Raw genomic sequence first — 18390 nt, forward strand, 5'->3', positions numbered from 1 at the left:
TCGTTGAAGTAGGAATGAAACATAGAAGTTTGTAACTTTTTATAAGTTTTCAGTAACGGCTGATTCATATGAAGATGGTAGTATTAGTAGAAAACAGTTCCAGATGCAGACTTTGTGCAGAACATGGGCTGTCGGTTTATATCGAATATGAGGGAAAGACGTACCTTCTGGATACTGGCGCAACAGCGCTCTTTGCAGAAAATGCAAAGGAGCTGGGGATTGATCTTTCGAAAGTAGATACGGCGTTTTTATCCCATGCACATTATGACCACAGTGGCGGTTTTGAGGAGTTTTTTAAGGAGAATGACAAAGCAGCGGTCTATATGCAGGAGACGTCTGCTGAGAACTGCTTTTACCGGACAGAAGGAAAAGAGAAATATATTGGAATTCCGCAGCATCTTCTGGAAAATTATAAAGAGCGGTTCCGTCCGTTAAATGCAGTCTGTGAAGTTGAAAAAGGCGTCTGGGTCGTGCCGCATTTTACCGGCGGTCTGGATGAGATGGGACGCAGGGCGCACATGTACCGGAAAATCGGTGAAGAGTTTATTGCAGATGATTTTGCACATGAGCAGAGTGTGGTTTTTGAGACGGGAAAAGGACTGGTGATATTTAATAGCTGTTCCCATGGGGGAATTGTCAATATTGTGCGAGAAGTGCAGATGGCACTCGGCGGGCAAAAGGTCTATGCGGTTGTCGGTGGATTCCATATGATGAAGCTTTCGGGCATGGATACACTTGCCATACCAGAGGAAGAGGTTGTGGAAACTGCGCAGGAATTGAAAGGGCTTGGCGTAGAGGAAATCTATACCGGTCACTGTACCGGAAATATTGCATTCGGGATTCTGAAAAAAGAACTTGGCGAAATGGTACATGCACTTGGAACAGGGGAAACGGTGGTATTTTAAATGAAGGAAGCCCCAGGATTTATCACGGGTAATGAGTTGATAGATCCTGGGGCTTTTGTCTTGTTACATTGCTTCTTTTATGAGTATGACTTCAGGTTCGGTCATTGCATAAGCATCCAGAACTTCATCCAGCTCGTCTGCCCTGATCAGATTTTCTTCCAGAACCAGCTTATAGTGAGGGGGATAAAACAGAAGTTGAATTCTGAAAATAATTGTTAAATATGGCTATTGAATGGAATTGTGTATATAATAACTAAAAAACATTGTCGTTGACTAACCAATATGAAAGCGAGTATACTGTAGTAAAATCAAAGGAGAAAAAAAGAAGGTGTAAAAATGCAGGCATTATCAACAGCTGTTCCGGGGAAATGGTACACGATCAAATGGATGTTCGGAGTACCGGAGGTGCTGGAAAAATTAAAGGAATTCAAAATCAAAGAGGGCAGCGAAATCCATGTGATCCAGAATGATGCCAGTGGTATGATGATTATAGCATCTGACCAGAAGCGGTTCGCTATCAGCCAGGATGCCGCCGCGAGAATTCAAGTATAACAAAGAAATGAAAAATCGATCTTACAATCACAGGAAAAGTAGGATCGATTTTTTTGTATATCCGGATCATGAAGGAGCCAGTCTGTTCGATTTTATAAAGTTTTCACAGAATAACGGATTGTTTTCAGCTGCGATTGAAGATATAATACATTTATGTAACAAAATAGAAGCGCGAAAGAGGGAAAACAAATGTTAGAAATTATTTGTCTTATATGGCTTTGGCGTGTGAATGGAAAGCACGCGATAGAAAGAGGACAGAATCCAAAAAAATATCGTGCATTGACACTGGGATTGTGGTTTGGCCTTGAATTTACCGGTACTTTTGTCGGAGCCTGGCTGATGCAGCTTTTGAATGCTGGTGATAATGCATTTTACGGGGCATATGTTTTTGGAATTATCGGAGCTGCAATTGGTGGTTTCACTTCTTACTGGGTTGCAAAAAAAGCACCGATGGGAAATTACAGACCAGAAGACCAGCCAAATGGATGGAATAATCAGTCAGGTGGATGGAATCAGAGCCAGAACGGCTGGGACAATCAGCAAAATGGATGGAACCAGAATCAGAACAGCTGGGATAATCAGCAAAATGGATGGAACCAGAATCAGAATGTCTGGAACAATCAACAGAATGTCTTGGAACAGCCACAGCAGGAACCGGATTGCCTTTTTGCTCCGGCAACGATCCATATTATCGAAGAAGAGGGCGGTTATACCGGCGGACAGGATGCATTTTTCTTAAATGGCAGACCCATCTGTTCTCTGCGGCCGGGCAGTGAATATACCTTTACAACTTACGCAAAGAAGAATGTGCTTACGATTGGCAGACCGACACCGGAACTGTCAGATGATACAACGGCATTAAAGTTTATTGCCGGAGAAAAAGGTCAGATCGAAATTCATGCATGTGCGGGAAGACTGCTCCCGGGAAAATTCAGCAATTATACAGCATAGGAATATTATGTGGTTCTGAAGCATACACTGTCAACAAAACGGTATATGCGGCAATATGAGACAGAGATCCGAACAAGAAGACGGGACACGAAGGTATCGCATGGCAGATGCAGCAAATTTGCCGAAGGATGTGGTGCTGGGTGTCCCGATTCTGACTCTTACAGGGCATTATGAAGTGAATATAGAGAATTACCGTGGAATTCTGGAATATACCGAACAGCTGATCCGTATAAATGTACGTAGCGGACAGATTCGCATCACAGGGAAATCACTTGAGATCAACTACTATACAACAACCGATATGAAGATTACCGGAAAGGTAGAGAAAATTGAGTATTCTTAGGAAGGGATGACGAAGATGCTGCGATATATTCTGAATAATCTTGCCGGATACCTGCGCATCAGAGTCGAAGGATATTCACCGGAACGTTTTTTAAATCTTTGCTGTTATCATGGGATTTTTCTCTGGAATTTGAGACCGGCAAAAGGGGCATATGAGATGAATATCCGCGTCCGGGATTTCCGCAGACTGCGACCAATGGTCAGGAAGAGCAGGGCAAAGGTACGGATCATCCAGAAAAGAGGAGTCCCGTTTTTTATACATAAATACCGTGGACGGAAGCTTTTTTTTACAGGATCGGTCATCGCAATCTGTCTGATCTTTCTGCTTTCTTCTTTTATATGGAGGATTCAGATTGATGGAAACCTTGCAAGGACAGATGAGGTTTTGCTTTCTTTTCTGACGGAAAAAGGAATTGCCTGTGGAATGGCAAAAAAGAATGTAGACTGTGACCGGATTGAAAAAGATATTCGTATGGAATACGACGATATTATCTGGGTTTCAGCCTATGTTCATGGGAGTTGTCTGAAGATTAAAGTCAGGGAGAATCCTGACCGGAAGGAGCTGCAGACAGAAGCTGAGGCGGAAGCGCCGATGGATATTGTGGCAGAAGCGGACGGGATCATTCAGAAGATCATTACACGAAAAGGGAATCCGCTTGTCCGGGAAGGCAGTGAGGTAAAAAAAGGAGAGATCCTTGTGAGTGGAAGTGTGGAAGTAAAGAATGATTCAGATGAGGTGACAGGATACCAGTACCGGGTATCGGATGCAGACATAATAGCACAGACAACGGTTGCGTATACAGATATTCTTGACAGGTTGCATCCGGTATGGAAAGATACCGGCAAGAAGAGCTGGAGGTTCTGGATAGAAACACCGGGAAGGCTGTATCTTTTTGGCAGGCGGGAGCTACCTTACCCGGAATATAATGCGCTGACCTGCAGATATACCCTGTATTTGGAGAGACACTTTCCATTTCCGGTCTCGGTAAGAGTTGAACGGAGCAAAGAGAGCAGAAAAGAGGAGATTTCTTATACAGACAGGCAAGCAAGAGAAATTCTGTCCTATAATTTTGAGAAGTTTTGCGCCCGATTAGAGAAAAAAGGGGTTCAAATTTCAGAGAATGATGTTAAAATATACAGGGAGACGAACCGGTATTCGGCAAAGGGGAAACTGGTTTTATCCGGACCGTTCGGAATTGTACAAAAAGGAACGGTACATGAACTGCCGAAGGCAGATGCAGAAAATATACAGCAGGAAGGAAACTGATTTATGGGAATTCTTGAGACCATGATAGACATACCGGCTGAACATGAAAAAAATGTGTTTGGCCAGTTCGATATATTTGCAAAAAAAATTGAGAGAGCTTTACATGTTACACTGATCGCGCGAAATGGAAAGGTGAAAGTCCTTGGAGAAGAAAAGAATGTAGAGAGGGCGCAGCAGGTATTGTCGCAGCTTACCGAGCTTTCCAGGCGCGGGAACATGATCCAGGAGCAGAATGTAGACTATGCCCTGTCCCTTACGATGGAAGACAGCGCGGAAGATATTTTGACAATTGATAAAGACCTGATCTGTCATACACTTCAGGGAAAGCCAATCAAACCAAAGACGCTCGGACAGAAGAAATATGTGGATGCGATCCGGGAAAAGATGATCACCTTTGGTCTTGGCCCTGCCGGAACCGGTAAAACTTATCTGGCGATGGCAATGGCAATCACGGCGTTCAAACGCAATGAAGTGGGGCGTATCATTCTGACACGTCCGGCAATTGAAGCAGGAGAAAAGCTTGGCTTTTTGCCGGGAGATCTGCAGAGTAAGATCGATCCATATTTAAGACCACTTTATGATGCACTCTATCAGATCATGGGAGCAGAAAGCTTTATCAAGAATTCAGAAAAAGGGCTGATCGAGGTTGCGCCTCTTGCCTATATGCGAGGCAGAACCCTTGATAACGCTTTTATTATTCTGGATGAGGCACAGAATACCACACCGGCGCAGATGAAGATGTTCCTGACACGTATTGGCTTTGGATCCAAAGTCGTGATTACTGGAGACTCTACACAGAAAGACCTTCCGGCAGGACAGACATCCGGACTTGATGTGGCAGTGAGTGTAGTCAAGAATCTGGAAGATATTTCGATTTGCCGTCTGACCAGCCGGGATGTTGTCAGACATCCGCTGGTACAGCGAATTGTTAAAGCGTACGAGGAATACGAGCAAAAGCAGGAACAGAAAAAATCCCACACTAGAGACAGAAAGAAACGAGGAACAAGATGAGACTATTTTTAGAGGATGAGGGAGCATTGGATTTAAAGCTGCCTTATGAAGAACTGGCGACAAAAGTTGCAGATGCAGTCCTGGATTATGAGAAGTGCCCATACGAGGCGCAGGTAGAACTTCTTCTTACGATGAATGAGGAGATCCGACAGATGAACCTGGAATTTCGCGGAATCGACCGTGCAACCGATGTCCTGTCATTTCCGATGACGGAATTCCCGTCACCGGCTGATTATGCATATCTGGATACAGATGACAGTTCATTTGATCCGGAAACCGGAGAACTGATGCTCGGCAATATTGTGATTTCCAAAGAGCGCGCAAAGGAGCAGGCAGAAGAATATGGCCATTCGGTAGAACGTGAATTTGCTTTCCTTATTGCGCACAGTATGTTGCACTTGTTAGGTTATGACCATATGGAAGATGAAGAACGGCTCGTGATGGAAAAGAAACAGCGGGAAGTTCTGGAGATGCTGGGAATTACAAGATAGATAAAAGTATGAGGTTTTAACGTATGGGTAAAAAGAAAAAATCAAAGGGCGGCAGTTTTCTGATGCAGGGAAGCATCCTTGCGGCAGCCGGTATTATCACAAAGATCATCGGGGCAGTATACCGGATCCCGATGCTCAATATTATGGGGCTTAAAGGACAGGGCTATTATGATATGGCATTTCAGGTGTATTCTATTGCTCTGATCATTTCGTCTTACAGTCTGCCGGTTGCGGTATCAAAGCTGGTGTCATTCAAAATGGCGGCAGGAGAACGGAAAAATGCATTCAGGGTATTGAAGGCATCGCTGATCATAGCTACGCTATCTGGTGTCACGATCATGGTGATCGTATTTTTTGGAGCAGAGGCGATCGCAGAATATCTGATGGGAGCCAAAATGAGCTGCTATTCTTTGAAGGTGCTTGCTCCCGGGCTCCTGATTTGTGCGATTATGGCAGTTTTTCGTGGCTATTTTCAGGGGATGGGAACGATGATCCCGACTGCAATTTCGCAGATCATTGAACAGCTTCTCAATGCGATTGTCAGTGTTGTAGGTGCAGCCGTTCTTCTGGAAAATGGAAAACAGATGGCTAAGGTGCAGGGGAATAACCTTTTGGGACCAGCCTATTCCGCAGCAGGAGGTACACTTGGTACAGTAGCCGGTGCTCTGATCGGTCTGCTGTTCTTACTGTTCTGCTATGTGGTATTCCGCAAGCCGATGATGCGGCAGATGAAGCGGGATACCTCGAAAGAACTGGATGATTACCGTGCGATTTTCAAGATCCTGATTCTGACGATCGCACCGATCATTTTAAGTACAACGATTTATAACAGTGCAAATGTTATTGACAGTGCTATGTTCAATAAGATCATGGGCGCACAGGGAACCAGTGAGGCGGTCTGTGCAGAGCTTCTTGGTAAATTAGGACAGTATTATACCCTGTTCAACGTACCGCTTGCCGTTGCGAGTGCATTGGGATCATCTGTGATCCCGGGGCTTGTAAGCGCGGCAGAGAATCATGACAGAAGACTGTTACATAACCGGATTTATACAGTTATCCGTTACACGATGCTGATCGCGATTCCAAGCGCATTTGGATTCTTTGCACTTGGTCAGCCGATCATGGATTTCCTGTGGCCGAATGTAGATAATGTAACACAGGGAATTATGCTGAAGATCGGAGCGATTTCTCTGGTATTTTATTCACTTTCAACCGTTACGAATACAGTGCTTCAGGGTCTGGACCGTATGATGGAACCGGTAAAAAATGCAATGGTATCCCTGATACTACATATTGTATCTCTGTTTATTATGCTTGTTATGTTCAAATGGGGCATTTATGCACTGATTGGAAGTAAGATTGTGTTCTCTTTATGCATGTGTATCATGAATGCACATGATATCCGTGAAGCATGTGGATATCTTCAGGAGAGCCGTAAGACTTTTGTCATTCCGTCTATCGCCGGAGCTGTTATGGCAATTTTGGCATGGGCAGTGCATTTCGTACTTGACACCTTCATCGGAGGAAGAATCGCAACCCTGATCGCCCTCATCGTGGCAGTAGCGGTATACGCAGTCGTTCTCCTTAAAATGGGTGGCATGTCCGAAAAAGAACTCCTCGGTCTCCCAAAAGGTCACCAAATTGTAATAGTCTGCAAAAAATGCCATTTATTAAAAGAACGCAGATATTACTAAGCTGTGGATGATTTGATATCACAACCTAAAAATTCCCCCATAATGAATAAAATCCTCCAAGCAGACCAATACTTGTAGAAAAAGGAGTGTTCCTTATGGAAACAAGATATCATATTGGTCTTTTAACGGGGACTCTTCTGATTCTTGCGATCTTATCTTATGCATATTATGCAGATTATAATTACAGGAAAGAAATTGCAAGGACAGAACAGACGGAGCAGCAGGAAACAGAACAGACAGTCAGCACTCAGGGCGGCGCACACAAAGAAGGGGTGTATTATCTGAAAAACCGCAACGGATATGTGATTGTTTATCTGGACGACCAGACAAGTATTTATGAATATACGAATATCCGTGTCGAAGAGCTTCCGGAAGAACTGCAGAATGAGATCCGGGAGGGAAAGCGGTTAGAGGGAAAAGACAAGCTTTATGGGTTCCTGGAAAATTATTCCAGCTGATTAAAAAGATAACATTATTATATAGAAAAACAAAGAAGGGACAAAAGAAAAATGGAGACAGCAAAAATTGAACGCATTAATGAATTATATAGAAAATCAAAAGCAGAAGGACTGACAGAGGAAGAGAAAAAAGAACAGCAGATTCTCAGACGGGAATATGTAGATGCATTCAAAAGAAATCTTCGTGGACAGCTTAATAACATTTCAATCAAGGAGAAGGATGGATCCATTACAAATCTGGGTGAGAAATATGGACAGAAAAAAGGAAATTAGGGCAAAATTTCTGAAAATGAGACAGGCACTTCCAAAAGAAGAGGTTCGGGAGAAGAGCCTGCGGATCATGAGACGCATTGAAGAGACAGAGACATTTAAAAATGCAGACAACCTTCTTGCGTATATTGATTTTCGTGGAGAGGTGGCAACCGGAACACTGATCGAGAAGGCATGGGAGCTTGGAAAAAAGGTCTATGTGCCACGGGTAGCGGGAAAAGAGATGGAGTTTTATCGGATACATTCTTTTGAGGATCTGGAAAAGGGGGCTTATGGCATCCTGGAGCCGAAAAAAGAATGCCCTGTTTATAAAGCCGGAGAAGGGCAGACTACACTGGCAATCCTGCCGGGAAGTGTTTTTGATGAAAAAAAGAACCGTGTCGGTTATGGCGGTGGATTTTATGATCGTTATTTTGAAAAACGGAAAGATATCTGCCGGATCGCAGCTGCTTATGAAATGCAGATCGTAGAAGAAATTGAGACCGAAGAATTTGATCTTCCGGCAGATTATGTTACAACGGAAGAGAGGTTCTGGTAGAAATTCTGGAAGTGTATCATAGAGAGTTTTGATTGAAAACAGGAATGGGAGCAAACATACAGGAACATTTGAAGAAAATCAATGGATAGTATGTTTGACTCCCATTTTCAGGTTCATATAGTAAGGCTTATTCAGGATAAACCAGCTGTTTTTCTGTAATATTTTCCAGAACCTCAGTCAGATATCTTTTTGCCATATAATTTGCCATCGGAAGGTTCATGTCCAGATAGTTTCCGCAGTCTTTTGCAGCAGCTCCCGGTACGTCCCCATTGAAGTCTGCGATAAAAGCAAACATTTCTTTCATCAGTGGAACGATATCTTTTGATTCATAATCACCTACAAGAAGAAGGTAGAAGCCGGTACGGCATCCCATTGGTCCAAAGTAAAGTGTTTTTGATGCGTAGTCCCTGTGGTTACGAAGGAAGGTTGCACCAAGATGTTCGATGGTGTGAACCTCTGCAGTATTCATAACCGGTTCTTCATTCGGATTGGTCATGCGGATATCAAAGGTTGTAATGACCTGTTCGCCGGCACAATCCTTACGTGAGACGTAAAGCCCAGGAACAAGCTTCAAATGGTCTATTGTGAAACTGGTAATTTTCTCCATAATCAAGTATCTCCTTTTTTGTACTACGTTTATTATAAGATACCAGGGTAAAAAGGTCAGAAAGCCGATGCAAGCTTGCTTGCAAGAGGTTTTTTGACATCTTGACCCGCCAAAAACATGAGTAAGTAGCCATTTTTCAAAGAAAAATGAGCGGATTACGAATGTTTTTGAGGATTGCGAGAGTGCAAAGCACGTAGCAATCTGGTATCAAAGGGGTCAAAATACCTTTTGACCCCAACATCATTATAACTGTCATAAAGTTTAATAACAAGCCTTTTGGTGGAAGAAAGGTGAAAAATGTGCTATAATCGTTACTGTTAACTCCCGTGCCAATCGCTATGCTGACTGACACGGAGGATGCGTGTGTTTTTAATGATAGCAGGAGGAAGCTAAGAGATGAAAATATATATGATCCGTCATGGAGAGACGGACTGGAATAAAAAAAGAAAATTACAGGGACAGGTGGATATTCCACTGAATGAATTTGGAAAACTACTTGCAAAAGAGACGGCTCCGGCACTCGCAGATGTTCCATTTGCGGTCTGTTACACAAGCCCGCTGAAAAGAGCGGCAGAGACGGCACGGCTCGTCCTGGGGGACAGGGAGGTTCCGATTGTTCCGGATAAGCGGATCCAGGAGATGAGCTTTGGAGAATTTGAGGGACTTTGCTGCAGGGAAGAGGGATGGAATATTCCGGATCCGGGATTTCGCAATTTTTTTAATGCACCGGAAGTGTATCAGCCGCCAAAAGGAGGGGAATCCTTTGAAGAAGTGCGGGCACGTCTGAATAATTTTCTGGAAGAGCTTTATCAGAAAGAAGAGCTTCAGGATAAAAATGTACTTTTATCCACACATGGTGCAGCACTTTGCGGGATTCTGAGCCTGATGAAAGGTCTGCCGATTTCCGGGTACTGGCAGCAGGGGGTACATAAGAACTGTGCGGTATCAATTGCGGAAGTAAAAGATGGAAAAATAGAAATTTTACAGGAAAATGTGACTTATTATCAAGAGTCAGTGCAGGACTGGTAGAAAGTTATTTGATGTCCTAAAGGCTTTCTGATGAATTGTTTAATAAAAAAACTCCCATCCGGAGAAATGTGAGCTAATTATAACTCATTTCTTCTCCGGATGGGAGCTTTTTGATGTTAGATAAAATTCATTGGTATATTCACACAGATATGAGCTATTTTTCAATCGCTTTACACGAATTCCGGACAACCAGCTTACACGGCAGTTTGATCTTAAGTGCAGGTCCCGGATGCTCCCTCAGGAGATGTTGCAGAATAGAAGCTCCGTACATTCCCATATGATAAGCTGGCGCACTGACCGTTGTCAGCGGTGGAGCAGAAAACTGTGCCATATTGATATCATCAAAGCCTACGATGGAAATATCCTCCGGAACACGGATCCCGTGTTCGGTAAAGGCTTTGATCGCACCAAAAGCGATCGGATCACTTGCTGCAAAGATCGCCGTCGGCAGCTTGCCGCCGTTAATCAGATTGCATGCCATCTCATAACCGGAAGAAATCCGGAAGACACCCTCCTGGATATAAGGCTCATAAATCAGATCGTGTGCATCACAGTAATCAATAAAGACTTTTTTCCGGTAATCCGGATAGAGATGATTTTCGCCGATATATTCTTTTCCGGTAAAAAAACCGATCTCCCGATGCCCGATCCCGGTCAGATAATCCAGAGCCTCTGTAACTGCTTCACCGAAATCCGGAATAATTGTGGAAATCCGGTCATCGTTTACCGGCATATCCAGGAACAGGATGCACGAATTCATCTCATACAGATAAGAAATTTCCTCCTGACTGAATTTGCCGATACAGATCAGACAGTCTACATCCTTCAGAACGTCCATGTAATTGATGTCGCTTTTGTAGGTACGCACGATCTGGATATTGTGTGAGAGGCAGTAATCTTCAATTCCCTGACGGATCAGAAGATAATAATTATCCTCCAGTTCCTGCTGGGAAGAGAACCACTGAATGATCCCAAGGGTAAAAAGTGATTTGACAGAAGGACGTCCGCGCTTTACATAATGCAGCTCTCTTGCAGTATCCAGTACTTTCTGTCGGGTTTCCGGTGAGACATTGAGCGTCTCATCATTATTCAGTATACGTGAAACTGCTGCGGCAGAAACACCGGCAGCAGAAGCAATATCTTTGATTGTTGCCATAAGCGGCCCCCTTGTTAAAAAATTTCTGATTCTTCTATTATAACAGAGGAGTAAAAAAATGGAAAGTGAAAGAATTATGTAGAACTGTACAAAAATTCACTAGTAAATTTATTAAAATATTTAGTAAATATATATTGCAAATTTACTAAATATATTTTATAATACAATTATCAAAGCAGAATCGAAAATGTATTTGGAGGAAATGAAGATGAAACAGCTTACAAAACTTATGGAAGAAATGAAACAGGGCGTGTACCGTGATACATTAAAAGATATTTATATTGATGAAAGTGTGATTGCACATCAGGAAGAACGCTATGTAAAAGCGATGGCAGAGTATCAGAAATTGTATGGGGACAGAGAAGTAGAAGTATACAGCGCACCGGGACGAAGTGAAGTTGGTGGAAATCATACAGATCATCAGCACGGAATGGTGCTTGCAACCTCTATTAATCTGGATGCGATCGCAATTGTAAATAAAAATGAAGATATGACCGTCCGTGTGGTATCTGAAGGATATGATATGATCATTATCGATGCGAATGATGTAGAAAAGGTTGACAAAGAAGAAGGGACATCTATCGGACTGATCCGTGGCGTACTTGCAGGACTGAAAGAACGCGGATACAAGATTGGTGGATTCAATGCTTATGTGACAAGTGATGTGCTGATCGGAGCAGGACTTTCTTCGTCTGCTGCATTTGAAACAATCATTGGAACCATTGTTTCCGGACTTTACAACGATATGCAGATCAGCATGGTAGAGATTGCACAGATTGGTCAGTATTCTGAAAATGTTTACTTTGGAAAGCCAAGTGGTCTGATGGACCAGACAGCCTGCGCGGTTGGTGGACTGATCCACATTGATTTCAAAGATCCAAAGGCTCCGGTTGTAGAAAAAGTAGATGTAGATTTTGAAAATCATGCATGCAGTCTGTGCATCGTAGATACCAAAGGTTCTCATCAGGATCTGACACCGGATTATGCACAGATTCCGGCGGATATGAAAGCTATTGCAACATATTTTGGAAAAGAAGTTCTCCGTGACGTAGATGAAAAAGAATTTTTTGCAGCGATCCCGGCACTCCGCGAGAAGCTTGGAGACCGTCCGGTGCTTCGGGCTATGCATTTCTTCGGTGATAATGCGAGAGTTGCAGCACAGGTTGCATCCCTTCGCGAAGGAAGATTTGAAGATTTCCTTAATATGATCAAAGCATCCGGAGATTCCTCTTTCAAATATCTTCAGAATGTATATACTAACCGTGACGTGCAGAACCAGGCAGTATCCATTGCCCTTGCAGTCAGCGAAAATGTACTCGGAAACCATGGAGTATGCCGTGTGCATGGAGGCGGATTTGCCGGAACCATTCAGGCATTTGTGAAGAATGATTTTGTAGAAGAGTACAGAAAAGCATTGGATGCAGTATTTGGAGAAGGATCCTGCCACGTATTAAAGGTTCGTAAATATGGCGGAATGAAAGTAATCGCGTAAACGAAAATATGCTAGCTGTCAAGGTTAGACATAAATACAGATTTTAGTTTGCTATCTGAATAAATAAAGGATTCGGTGTAAAAAATGTGCCGCATTGAAAATGGATGGATAAAGGACGAGCAAAAAGATTTGGAGGAAGAAAAATGATCGATCAGGCAATTACAGAACTGGTACAGTATGGATTAGATACGGGGCTTGTAGCACCGGAAGATAAAATATTTGTTACCAATCAGATTTTAGAGGCACTTGGTCTGGAGTCTTACGAGGAGACACCAGGAAGCAGGGGGGCAGAGGAGCTGGAACAGATTCTGAAGGAGATTACAGATTATGCAGTGGAAAAAGAACTGATTGCAGATTCAATCGTGTACCGGGATCTGTTTGATACAAAAATCATGGGAAAACTGGTTCCGTTACCGAGCATGGTAAGCCATAAATTCTATGAACTGTATCAGGAAGGACCGAAAAAGGCGACCGATTATTTTTACAAGCTTAGTCAGGACAGCGATTATATCCGAAGATACCGGATTAAAAAGGATCAGAAATGGATCACAGAGACACCATATGGGGAGATGGAGATCACCATCAATCTGTCCAAACCGGAAAAAGATCCGAAAGCGATCGCGGCAGCAAAAAATGCTACACAGAGTGGTTATCCGAAATGCCAGCTGTGTAAGGAAAATGAAGGCTACGCCGGTCGCGTCAATCATCCGGCAAGACAGAATCACCGGATCATTCCGATCAGGATCGATGGAAAAAACTGGGGATTTCAGTATTCACCGTATGTGTATTACAATGAACACTGCATCGTTTTCAACGGAGAGCATGTGCCGATGAAAATTGAGCGTGCAACCTTTGCAAAGCTGTTGGATTTTGTCAGCCAGTTTCCACATTATTTTGTTGGTTCCAATGCAGATCTTCCGATCGTAGGAGGATCGATCCTAAGCCATGATCATTTCCAGGGTGGAAATCATGAATTTGCAATGGCAAAAGCTCCGGTTATTAAAGAATATGTGATTCCGGGGTATGAAGATGTGCGCGCTGGAATGGTAAAATGGCCAATGTCTGTTATCCGTCTGCAGTGCAAAGACAAAGAACGTCTGATCAGCGCAGCTGACCATATTTTAATGTGTTGGAGATCTTATACAGACGAAGCCGCATTTATCTTTGCCGAGACGAACGGAGAACCGCACAACACGATCACTCCGATCGCCAGAATCAGGGATGGGTATTTTGAGCTGGATCTTGTTCTCAGAAATAATATTACGACAGAAGAACATCCGCTTGGCGTTTACCATCCGCATGCAAAATTACATCACATCAAGAAAGAGAATATTGGTCTGATCGAGGTGATGGGACTTGCAGTGCTGCCGTCAAGACTGAAAAGTGAGATGGAACAGCTTGCAGATGCAATCCTTGAAGGAAAGGACATCCGCAGCAATGAAGTGCTTGAAAAGCATGCAGACTGGGTAGAAGAATTCCTTCCAAAATATACAGACATTACGAAAGAAAATATCATGGACATTCTCCATGAGGAAATCGGACAGGTGTTTAACCAGGTGCTGGAAGATGCCGGCGTTTATAAGCAGACAGAAGAAGGCAGGTCAGCATTTGAGCGGTTTGTTGGAAGCCTGTAATATAGAGCAAAAAAAGAATATAAAAAGATAAAAAAGGACTAAAACTCGGGTGTCGGACCGAACTTCAATTGTTCGGGGGAACTACCTGAGTTTTAGTCCTGATTTATTATACATCAGCACAAATGTACCGACAAGATAAATTCTTAGTCATCCTGTTCTTCTGTATTCAGATCCAGGATTGCCTGTCTCTTAGAAGCCCCAATATTATTTTTCAAATATTCATCGTAAGTTGTCATCTTATCGATCATTGAACCATCCGGAAGGATTTCCATAATACGGTTTGCTGTCGTTTCAACGATCTGGTGGTCTCTTGAAGAGAACAGAAGTACGCCAGGGAACTTCTTCATTCCATTGTTGAGCGCAGTGATGGATTCCATATCCAGGTGGTCAGTAGGCTCGTCGAGGATCAGTACGTTGGCACCGGAGATCATCATCTTGGATAACAGACAGCGTACCTTTTCCCCGCCGGAAAGAACTTTAACCTTCTTTACACCGTCGTCGCCGGCGAAAAGCATTCTTCCAAGGAAACCTCGTACATAGGTAACATCCTTTTCTTCCGAATACTGAGTCAGCCATTCTACGATGGTATCGTCATTGTCAAATTCTTTTCCGCTGTCTTTCGGGAAATATGCCTGTGTAGTGGTGATTCCCCATTTATAAGTACCTTCATCCGGCTCCATTTCTCCGATCAGGATCTGGAAGAGAACAGTTTTGGCAAATTCATTTCCACCGACAAATGCAACTTTGTCGTCCCGGTTCAGTGTGAAGGAAAGATTGTCCAGGATTTTTTCCCCGTTGATGGTTTTGGATAAGCCTTCGACCATCAGAACTTCATTACCGATCTCGCGGTTTGGTTTGAAATCGATGTAAGGGTATTTACGGCTGGATGGGCGGATCTCATCAAGCTGGATCTTTTCCAGGGCGCGCTTACGGGAAGTTGCCTGACGGGACTTGGACGCATTGGCGCTGAACCGGGAAATAAAGTCCTGTAACTCCTTGATCTTTTCTTCTTTTTTCTTGTTGGCTTCTTTCATCTGACGGATCAGCAGCTGGCTGGATTCGTACCAGAAGTCGTAATTACCGGCGTAGAGCTGGATCTTACCGTAATCGATATCGGCAATCTGTGTGCAGACCTTATTCAGGAAATAACGGTCATGAGAAACAACAATCACGGTATTGTCAAAGTTGATCAGGAATTCTTCCAGCCATGCGATCGCATCCAGATCCAGGTGGTTGGTAGGCTCATCCAGAAGAAGAATATCCGGATTACCAAAAAGTGCCTGTGCAAGAAGGACTTTGACCTTCTGTGCACCGGTCAGCTCGTTCATCATATTGTAGTGAAGCTCTGTCTCAATTCCAAGTCCGTTCAGAAGAGATGCGGCATCAGATTCTGCTTCCCATCCGTTCAGGGTTGCAAATTCTGCTTCCAGTTCACTTGCCTTGATCCCGTCCTCGTCTGTGAAATCTTCTTTGGCATAGATCACTTCTTTTTCCTTCATGATCTCGTAAAGACGGGCATTTCCCATGATTACAGTATCAAGAACCGGATACTGGTCGTATTTGAAGTGGTCCTGCTGCAAGAAAGAAAGACGCTCACCTGGTGTGAGGATGACTTCTCCGCTGGTCGGCTCAAGCTGCCCGGAAAGGATCTTAAGAAATGTAGATTTTCCGGCCCCGTTCGCTCCGATCAGACCGTAGCAGTTGCCTTCTGTAAATTTGATATTTACATCTTCAAACAAGGCTTTCTTCCCTACGCGGAGGGTGATATTACTTGTACTAATCATAAAAATTCTCCTTATTCAAATAGAATTATCGTTTCAATTTTTGCATTACGTTCATTATGGTAACATGACTGCACAATTTTCGCAAGAGAATAAGCATTAACATAAGGAAGAATTTGTGGTATACTTATAAATCATACACGAAATATACAGCATGGTAGGACGAAAGGAGCGAGTGTTTTGACAGAAGCAGGGCTGGTGTTGGAAGGCGGTGCAACAAGAGGTGTATTTACTTCCGGCGCATTGGATTATTTGATGGAAAAAGATCTGTATTTTTCATACGTGGTCGGTGTATCGGCAGGTTCCTGTAACGCAGTCGATTATGTCTCAAAGCAGATCGGCAGGACAAGGGACTGTATGATCCACAGAGGAAAGGAATACAGCTATTATTACGGACTTAAAGATTTCGTAAAAGAAAGAAGTCTTCTGGATATGGATATGATATTCAATAAATATCCGAATGAACTCTTTCCGTTTGATTTTGATACTTATTTTTCAAATGAAATGACCTGTGAGATCGTGACAACCAATTGTCTTACGGGAAATGCCGAATATATGACCGAAGAGAACGCCAGTGACCGGCTGATGAAGATCTGCCGCGCCAGCAGCAGTATGCCACTTGTATGTCCGATCGTAAATATAGATGGGATTCCGTATCTGGATGGTGGACTTGCCGATTCCATTCCGGTAAAGCATGTGCAGGAAAAGGGACTGAAAAAAATAGTTCTCATTTTGACGAGACCGGAAGGCTACCGCAAAAAACCAACTTCCAAAGCGGTCGGCAAGTTATACCGGAAGATGTACAGCAAATATCCGGCACTTGTCCGCACCTGTATCCGAAGACCGGTGATGTATAACCGGACAGAAGAATACATAGAAAAGCTGGAAAAAGAAGGAAATATCTTCGTCCTTCGCCCGGAAATGAAGCCGGTATCCAGACTGGAAAAAGATTATGATAAGCTGATGGCTTTCTACGATCATGGCTATGAAATGATGAAAAGAGAGCTTCCGAGACTCGAAGCTTATCTGGAAAAATAAGGAGGTGTGCATATGCATCTGTACGAACATCAGATTGCGACAAACGCATCACAGCAAATGACAAAGGTAACAGAAATGGTAAGAGAAGACATTGAAAGAAGCGGTGTAAGAGAAGGGATTGCTGTGATCTTCTCACCACATACGACAGCCGGATTTACGATCAATGAGAATGCAGATCCGGATGTGGTGCATGATATGTTGTGTAGCTTTGAAAAAGTATTTCCGGCAGAACAGTTCTTCTATCAGCATGCAGAGGGAAATTCGCATGCACATATGAAGACGACGGTGGTCGGACCGTCACAGACGCTGATCATCCATGATGGAGAGATCGTCTTTGGCATCTGGCAAGATCTGTATTTCTGCGAGTTTGACGGACCAAGAAACCGTACCTTTTATGTGAAGATCATCGAAGGATAGATTAACGGAGTTGTACATCCGTCAGGGTGAATGCATGCGAAGGACAGGCAGGAGCTGCTGATTCTACACCAGCGAGAGTCAGCGTAGTTCCGTCTGTCTTTTTTTCTTTTCCAGCTGTGAGAATGGTACCGGCAAGAAGCTGCGGCATATGCCGGAGAAAACTATTTGCAGTCAGCTGAATCTGTATCAGTTGGTCTTCGCGGTTAATTTTGATCGTTTCTACAGTGCGCACTGTACTTTTTCTGGTACGTCCGTTTGAAAATGCGGCAAAGTCATGCGTACCGATAAGAAGCTGCGCTGCCTGCTGCATGGATTCCAGGTCAAGAGACTCGTTTACAACACAGGTGTAAGGACGGGAAAATAATGCTGCGGCAGGATCTGTGGCGATCCTGCAGGTATAGGTACAGCTTTTTACCGCGAGAGAAGCCACAAAACGTTCATCTGCGATTTCCAGCGAGGTGACTGCAATATCCGCCGGAAGAGCTGCGTTTAATTTCATTTTTAACAGTTCTGTATTGTCTGAAAAAGATTCTTTTTCTAATTGAAAACTTACAATCTGGTGTGTTGCGTGAACACCCGGTTCCGTCTTTACGGCAGCAAAAAGCTGTGTGGACTGTCCGGTTACATCCCTGATCGCCAGTGCAAGCTTTGATTCGATACTGGCGCTTTTTTTCTTTGTGGAAAAGCCCGGATAGCGGGTTCCGTCGTATTCTATGGTAAGTTTGATCGTTGTCATAAGCTCCTCCTGAAGTGCATT

The 18390-nt window shown here is 43.5% G+C and carries 20 protein-coding genes; 16 read left to right on the top strand and 4 right to left on the bottom strand.

The window, feature by feature from the left end; all coding sequences use genetic code 11:
• The first annotated feature begins 68 nt into the window (after positions 1-68).
• The 11 genes from PGW42_RS09830 (at position 69) to PGW42_RS09880 (ending at position 8479) form a co-directional block, all read left to right on the top strand.
• The gene (locus PGW42_RS09830) at positions 69-905 is read left to right on the top strand and encodes an MBL fold metallo-hydrolase (protein ID WP_270203517.1); all 837 of its coding nucleotides are present in this window, start codon (positions 69-71) and stop codon (positions 903-905) included.
• 336 nt (positions 906-1241) lie between these two features.
• Complete coding sequence (locus tag PGW42_RS09835) at positions 1242-1457, top strand: FeoA family protein (protein ID WP_008370804.1); 216 nt, start codon at positions 1242-1244, stop codon at positions 1455-1457.
• A 189-nt stretch (positions 1458-1646) separates the two neighbouring features.
• Positions 1647-2408 carry a hypothetical protein gene (locus tag PGW42_RS09840; protein ID WP_270235136.1) on the top strand — a complete coding sequence of 254 codons (762 nt, stop codon included), beginning with the start codon at positions 1647-1649 and terminating at the stop codon, positions 2406-2408.
• A 100-nt stretch (positions 2409-2508) separates the two neighbouring features.
• Complete coding sequence (gene yqfC / locus PGW42_RS09845; RefSeq protein WP_022219963.1) at positions 2509-2751, top strand: sporulation protein YqfC; 243 nt, start codon at positions 2509-2511, stop codon at positions 2749-2751.
• A 15-nt stretch (positions 2752-2766) separates the two neighbouring features.
• Complete coding sequence (locus PGW42_RS09850) at positions 2767-4017, top strand: sporulation protein YqfD (protein ID WP_182420282.1); 1251 nt, start codon at positions 2767-2769, stop codon at positions 4015-4017.
• Positions 4018-4020: 3 nt separating this feature from the next.
• Positions 4021-5028: a PhoH family protein gene (locus tag PGW42_RS09855; RefSeq protein ID WP_117558673.1), complete on the top strand. Its 1008-nt coding sequence runs from the start codon at positions 4021-4023 to the stop codon at positions 5026-5028.
• On the top strand, positions 5025-5519 hold the full coding sequence (gene ybeY, locus PGW42_RS09860) for an rRNA maturation RNase YbeY (RefSeq protein ID WP_008370797.1): 495 nt from the start codon (positions 5025-5027) through the stop codon (positions 5517-5519). The genes PGW42_RS09855 and ybeY overlap by 4 nt, the downstream gene beginning before the upstream one ends.
• 23 nt (positions 5520-5542) lie before the next feature.
• Positions 5543-7213 (top strand): putative polysaccharide biosynthesis protein, encoded by a 1671-nt coding sequence (locus PGW42_RS09865; RefSeq protein WP_195502732.1) that lies wholly within the window; start codon positions 5543-5545, stop codon positions 7211-7213.
• 95 nt (positions 7214-7308) lie between these two features.
• Positions 7309-7671, top strand: coding sequence for a hypothetical protein (locus tag PGW42_RS09870; RefSeq protein ID WP_055296647.1), 363 nt, complete (start codon positions 7309-7311; stop codon positions 7669-7671).
• A gap of 51 nt (positions 7672-7722) precedes the next feature.
• Positions 7723-7944 carry a DUF896 domain-containing protein gene (locus PGW42_RS09875; protein ID WP_055157151.1) on the top strand — a complete coding sequence of 74 codons (222 nt, stop codon included), beginning with the start codon at positions 7723-7725 and terminating at the stop codon, positions 7942-7944.
• Positions 7922-8479, top strand: coding sequence for a 5-formyltetrahydrofolate cyclo-ligase (locus PGW42_RS09880; RefSeq protein ID WP_173826136.1), 558 nt, complete (start codon positions 7922-7924; stop codon positions 8477-8479). The genes PGW42_RS09875 and PGW42_RS09880 overlap by 23 nt, the downstream gene beginning before the upstream one ends.
• Positions 8480-8606: 127 nt before the next feature.
• Here the strand turns inward: PGW42_RS09880 and PGW42_RS09885 are convergent, their stop codons facing one another.
• A complete protein-coding gene (locus PGW42_RS09885) occupies positions 8607-9086 on the bottom strand; it encodes an S-ribosylhomocysteine lyase (protein ID WP_117558667.1) in 480 nt (159 codons plus the stop codon).
• 396 nt (positions 9087-9482) lie between these two features.
• Between PGW42_RS09885 and PGW42_RS09890 the strand changes: the two genes are divergently transcribed.
• Positions 9483-10115, top strand: coding sequence for a histidine phosphatase family protein (locus tag PGW42_RS09890; RefSeq protein ID WP_055248837.1), 633 nt, complete (start codon positions 9483-9485; stop codon positions 10113-10115).
• Between the two features lie 154 nt (positions 10116-10269).
• Here PGW42_RS09890 and PGW42_RS09895 read toward each other — a convergent pair whose 3' ends face one another.
• The gene (locus PGW42_RS09895; RefSeq protein ID WP_270203519.1) at positions 10270-11271 is read right to left on the bottom strand and encodes a LacI family DNA-binding transcriptional regulator; all 1002 of its coding nucleotides are present in this window, start codon (positions 11269-11271) and stop codon (positions 10270-10272) included.
• Between the two features lie 208 nt (positions 11272-11479).
• Between PGW42_RS09895 and PGW42_RS09900 the strand changes: the two genes are divergently transcribed.
• Together PGW42_RS09900 and galT are read left to right on the top strand one after the other, a co-directional pair.
• The gene (locus PGW42_RS09900) at positions 11480-12763 is read left to right on the top strand and encodes a galactokinase (RefSeq protein WP_118199199.1); all 1284 of its coding nucleotides are present in this window, start codon (positions 11480-11482) and stop codon (positions 12761-12763) included.
• A 143-nt stretch (positions 12764-12906) separates the two neighbouring features.
• Complete coding sequence (gene galT / locus PGW42_RS09905) at positions 12907-14397, top strand: UDP-glucose--hexose-1-phosphate uridylyltransferase (protein ID WP_270203520.1); 1491 nt, start codon at positions 12907-12909, stop codon at positions 14395-14397.
• A gap of 143 nt (positions 14398-14540) precedes the next feature.
• Here the strand turns inward: galT and PGW42_RS09910 are convergent, their stop codons facing one another.
• Entirely contained in the window at positions 14541-16181 is a 1641-nt protein-coding gene (locus PGW42_RS09910; RefSeq protein WP_270203521.1) for an ABC-F family ATP-binding cassette domain-containing protein, read from the bottom strand.
• A gap of 177 nt (positions 16182-16358) precedes the next feature.
• Between PGW42_RS09910 and PGW42_RS09915 the strand changes: the two genes are divergently transcribed.
• Both PGW42_RS09915 and PGW42_RS09920 read left to right on the top strand, forming a co-directional pair.
• On the top strand, positions 16359-17216 hold the full coding sequence (locus tag PGW42_RS09915; protein ID WP_117824364.1) for a patatin-like phospholipase family protein: 858 nt from the start codon (positions 16359-16361) through the stop codon (positions 17214-17216).
• Positions 17217-17228: 12 nt separating this feature from the next.
• Positions 17229-17633 carry a secondary thiamine-phosphate synthase enzyme YjbQ gene (locus PGW42_RS09920; RefSeq protein WP_117834723.1) on the top strand — a complete coding sequence of 135 codons (405 nt, stop codon included), beginning with the start codon at positions 17229-17231 and terminating at the stop codon, positions 17631-17633.
• Position 17634: 1 nt separating this feature from the next.
• Here PGW42_RS09920 and PGW42_RS09925 read toward each other — a convergent pair whose 3' ends face one another.
• Positions 17635-18369, bottom strand: a complete 735-nt coding sequence (locus PGW42_RS09925) for a tRNA pseudouridine synthase A (RefSeq protein ID WP_270203522.1) — start codon at positions 18367-18369, stop codon at positions 17635-17637.
• Positions 18370-18390 lie beyond the last annotated feature (21 nt).

Source organism: Coprococcus sp. TM115-187, assembly GCF_027679115.1.
GTDB classification, from domain to species: domain Bacteria; phylum Bacillota; class Clostridia; order Lachnospirales; family Lachnospiraceae; genus Allocoprococcus; species Allocoprococcus comes.